Raw genomic sequence first — 4,089 nt, 5'->3', positions numbered from 1 at the left:
TGCGGGAATACCGGATAGATTTAGTGATTTTAGCTAAATATATGCAGGTTCTCACTCCAGATTTTATTAACTTTTTCCCCAATATTATCAATATTCATCATTCTTTTTTACCGGCTTTTGCCGGAGCTAATCCCTATCAACGGGCTTACGATCGAGGGGTAAAAATTATTGGAGCCACCGCCCATTATATCACTGCCGATCTCGATCAGGGGCCAATTATCGAGCAGGATGTGGTCAGAGTTAGCCATCGCGATACCGTAGGAGATTTAATTCGTCAAGGTAAGGATTTAGAAAGGGTGGTGTTAGCGCGAGCGGTACGTTTACACTTGCAAAATCGCGTTTTGGTTTACGCTAATCGCACGGTAGTGTTCGCTTAAAATGGGATAAGATGTACTTGACAAAAAAGAGAGCATTGAAGCTTAAAAATTAGGAAGTATCGGCGCGATTGACTAAAATAGCAATAGACCAGATCAGAAGGAAAAAATTATCTATGGCAACCACATCCGAAGACGTATGGCGACTCTTAGCCGAATTAACTGCCGCTCAAAAAGAAACTGACAAACAACTCAAGGAAGTCAGTCAACAACAGAAGGAGACTGAACTACTATTGAAGGAAGTTAGTCAACAACAGAAGGAAAACGCCCAACAACAGAAGAAAACTGACAAACAACTCAAAGAACTGGGCAAACAAATTGGGGGACTTGGTGCCAAATTCGGCAGCTTTACCGAAGGACTTGCCCTTCCCTCAATGGAAACGATTCTCAGACAACGCTTTGGTATGGAAGTTATCAGTCCCAGTGTGCGAGTCAGTAAAGAAGGACAACACCTAGAAATTGATGTTCTTGCCTATACCAATGGTGAGCTAAATATTGCCTATATCGTTGAGGTTAAAAGTCATGTTAGACAGGAAGATATTACTCAATTAAAAAGTATTTTGCAACGGTTTCGCCGCTTTTTTCCTGAACACAAAGATAAAAAACTCTATGGCATATTAGCGGCGGTTCATGTATCCCCGGAATTACGGGAAAAAATTCTGCAAGAAGGGTTTTATGTGGCTCGGATTCATGACCAAGTATTTGAATTAGATATTCCCGATAATTTTCAACCTCAAACCTATTAAATAACCCTGCCCTAGGAAAAACTTTTTCAGTAAGCTTTATTGTAATTGTCCGCGCAGAGCATAACGATCTTTTTCTAAGCCGAAAGCGAAGAGAAAAGAATGGCATATAGTGGGGTTAGAGAGAGTAAAAAAGAGAAAGAGAGCGATAACAGCTAATCCTGACGATAAACTAAACATAGTTTCGTAGGAAATTGCTAAAACCCCCAGAATTGGACCGGCTAAGGCTGTTCCCACATCAAAACCGCCGATACAGATAGAATAGGCCCGGCCGCGTTCTTGGGGCCCAGAGCGATCGGAGATTAAAGCCAGTAACATAGGGAATAAAATCCCCCCTCCCGTACCTTCGAGGATAGCGGCTAAAATTAAAGCGGAGGAAGATCGGGCAGAAGATAGAACCAACATGGATAAACCATAGCAAAAAACGCTAATAGTGATGAATAAACCCCGTCCATAGCGATCACTGGCTCCTCCCGACAAAATCCGTCCGATTACCCCCGATACTGCCGCACAACTGTAGAATAGACCGGCACTGAAAGGGAGCTGATTTTCGAGGAGAAACAGGGGTAAAAAAGCGACTAAACCGCCGAATAAAGTGCCAACCAGCAGAAAAACTAAGGTGGGGACTAAAAAAGCTCGCTCTTGACATAATGCCCAAAAACTGCGCTCAATTGTCTGATTTTCTGCCTTCATTTCGGCTAATTTTTTCTTGAAGTCCGGTTCTTGAATGGAGAAACCAAAGAGAAAGGCGATCGCTCCTGAAGCGGCGGAAACTAGAAATAAACCGTTATAACCGATCGATTGGTAGAGATAACTGCCTAAAGCTGGACCGATTCCCATGCCTAGGGGTGCAGTTAAGCTCATATAACCAATTATCTCTCCCCGTTGACGAACGGGGGAAAAATCCACCACTAGGGTACTGTAACCGGTGGTAAAAGCGGCGATACTGAGACCATGGTAGGCGCGGACGGCGAATAAAGAGGAAAGATCGCGAAAAAATAGATAACCGAGGGGTGCGGTAGCGGCGACAATAGTTCCAAATAAAACCACTAATTTGCGACTGCGGCGATCAACTAGATTGCCTAACCAACTGCGCGATAAAATTAAACCGATAGCAAAGGCCCCCATGACAAAACCGATATCTTGTTTGCTACCGCCTAGGGAGTCAATATAGGTGGGGAGAGTGGGGAGGAGAGTGGTAATACTTATCCAGAAAAACAGCGCCGTGACGAAGAGGAAGAGTAGTTGACTACGAGTCTCGGCAGTAAGCGATCGAAAAGTTTTGAAAGCGTTCACAACAGCGACCGTCACAGGCAACAAAAAGACCCGGAGATCACGCCAGTCACAAGCATCCTGTATTGCTGCTACCTTCCGGTCCTGACAAGGTTAAGGCGTTGCGATCGCATGAGTCCGAGTCTTTTTTATCATAACATCTTTTTCGGGGATACGGGCATTTTTTTCCGGAGAATCTCCTCTCAATCTAGACTGTGAACAGAAATTTCCTCAACGAGGGGGTTTTTGCAATTGTTGTTGTAGAGAAGTTTCTGGTTCGATCGCCAATCCGCTAAACTGTCGGATTAAGAGTGAAGGACTCTCCCTAGAATCGGCAGCGAGGAAAAATAACCAACGGCTGCCGGGGGTGAGTTGTTCGATGGAATTGAAGTTACTTGTCAACCAAATTACAGGTAAATTAGGCAGATTGGCATTTTTTTGACTAGCTTTTGCCTCTATACCGGCTAAAGTTTCTAAAATGATCCTCTCCCCCTGAATTAAACCCGTTTCACCAGTCCAGAGTTTCACATTTAATTGCCGACGATGGGCATAAAAATAGAGGGAAGCAGCGGCAATAATCGCCCGTTCAAAACTGTCTTCTTGCCAATCACAGAGGGTATCGAGACAGATAATCACTTCCTGTCCTCCCGTTAACACTTCTAATTCCCGAATTTGAAATTCTCCCAAACGGGCGCTAGTTTTCCAGTGAATTAAACGGGTAGAATCACCCTGGCGATATTGTCTCAGGTTACGGGTAAGTCCTTGACTAGCCCTTTGATAATAGCGATTATTTTCTAATTTTTGTTCCATCTCTTGACCGAGGGAATCGATTAGGGGACATTGTTGTAAGGGTAAAATTTGGGGATAAACTAAAGCTTTAGCCGCTGCTTGATGACAACGACGACACCAAAATAAACCGAGAGGGGCTGCTGTTCTTAATTGTACTTCTTGCCAGTGATAAATACCCCGTTTACTGGTGGGTAAATAATAAGTCCAACGATGGCAACTTTTGGAGGCAATCACTTCTATTGGGGTTATTTTTGGCTGATCGAGAACTATAGGCAGGATATCTGTCACTTCTAACAGATTTATCGGCTGATTGCTCGTATTTTCTATCTCTAGGCTAATACTAAGATCGTCTCCCGCACTTACGGGTACAATGGCAAGACGACGCACTTTCAGGGGAAGAAGGGAACGACGGGGTAAAATTATCGATAAAATTAAAACAGCGATCGTCGTGCCACAGATAGCATACAACCATCCCGCCATGGTATTGGTCGCAGCTCCGAAAAAACAGAGGGTAATGCCAATGATTACCCCACCACCGTAAGCGGGTAAAATACCGCGATCTTCTAACCAAGTTTTCATCGGGTTTAGTGGTTTTGTCGTCTTTGCTAGAAAGCTAAAAATCAGGCCCACACTTCTAGAATTACCCCAAAAGCCCTGAGAAACTATCACAGAGATCGGACTGATCAGCCACAAGATTTCTATCCCTTGCCACTCTTAGGATTTTTCTTAACAAAACTTAACAATTGATGGCAAAATTTTGCTTGCTTTTGTCGGCAGATTTTGGGATAATATTTTTAAAAGAGTTTATTCATAATGGTAATCTAAGCGTTCGGCAATAAACACGACCATCCCATTATAAAACAATCATAACCCAAGCCGCCGCCAAAGTCAAGCACTCACTCCTAATTATT

At 43.6% G+C, this 4,089-nt stretch carries 4 protein-coding genes and 1 other RNA gene; 2 read left to right on the top strand and 3 right to left on the bottom strand.

Going from position 1 to position 4,089, the window contains the following annotated elements; translation table 11 throughout:
- The coding region (locus PX636_RS03060) for a formyltetrahydrofolate deformylase (protein WP_288116186.1) at positions 1-377 on the top strand (377 nt) is incomplete at its 5' end.
- Positions 378-490: 113 nt separating this feature from the next.
- The gene (locus PX636_RS03055; protein ID WP_288116185.1) at positions 491-1,120 is read left to right on the top strand and encodes a DUF3782 domain-containing protein; all 630 of its coding nucleotides are present in this window, start codon (positions 491-493) and stop codon (positions 1,118-1,120) included.
- Positions 1,121-1,156: 36 nt separating this feature from the next.
- On the opposite strand, the gene PX636_RS03050 is transcribed toward PX636_RS03055, so the two are convergent.
- The 3 genes from PX636_RS03050 to PX636_RS03040 all read right to left on the bottom strand — a co-directional run bounded on the left by PX636_RS03050 (position 1,157) and on the right by PX636_RS03040 (position 3,757).
- Positions 1,157-2,428: an MFS transporter gene (locus PX636_RS03050; protein ID WP_002795603.1), complete on the bottom strand. Its 1,272-nt coding sequence runs from the start codon at positions 2,426-2,428 to the stop codon at positions 1,157-1,159.
- 9 nt (positions 2,429-2,437) lie between these two features.
- An RNA gene (gene ffs, locus PX636_RS03045) (signal recognition particle sRNA small type) lies at positions 2,438-2,534 on the bottom strand.
- Positions 2,535-2,620: 86 nt separating this feature from the next.
- Positions 2,621-3,757 carry a DUF58 domain-containing protein gene (locus PX636_RS03040; protein ID WP_288116184.1) on the bottom strand — a complete coding sequence of 379 codons (1,137 nt, stop codon included), beginning with the start codon at positions 3,755-3,757 and terminating at the stop codon, positions 2,621-2,623.
- Positions 3,758-4,089 lie beyond the last annotated feature (332 nt).

The organism is Microcystis sp. M53598_WE2, assembly GCF_030067735.1.
GTDB lineage: Bacteria > Cyanobacteriota > Cyanobacteriia > Cyanobacteriales > Microcystaceae > Microcystis > Microcystis aeruginosa.
Note: the sequence above shows the minus strand (reverse complement) of the source record. Positions and strands in the feature narration are given on the sequence as shown.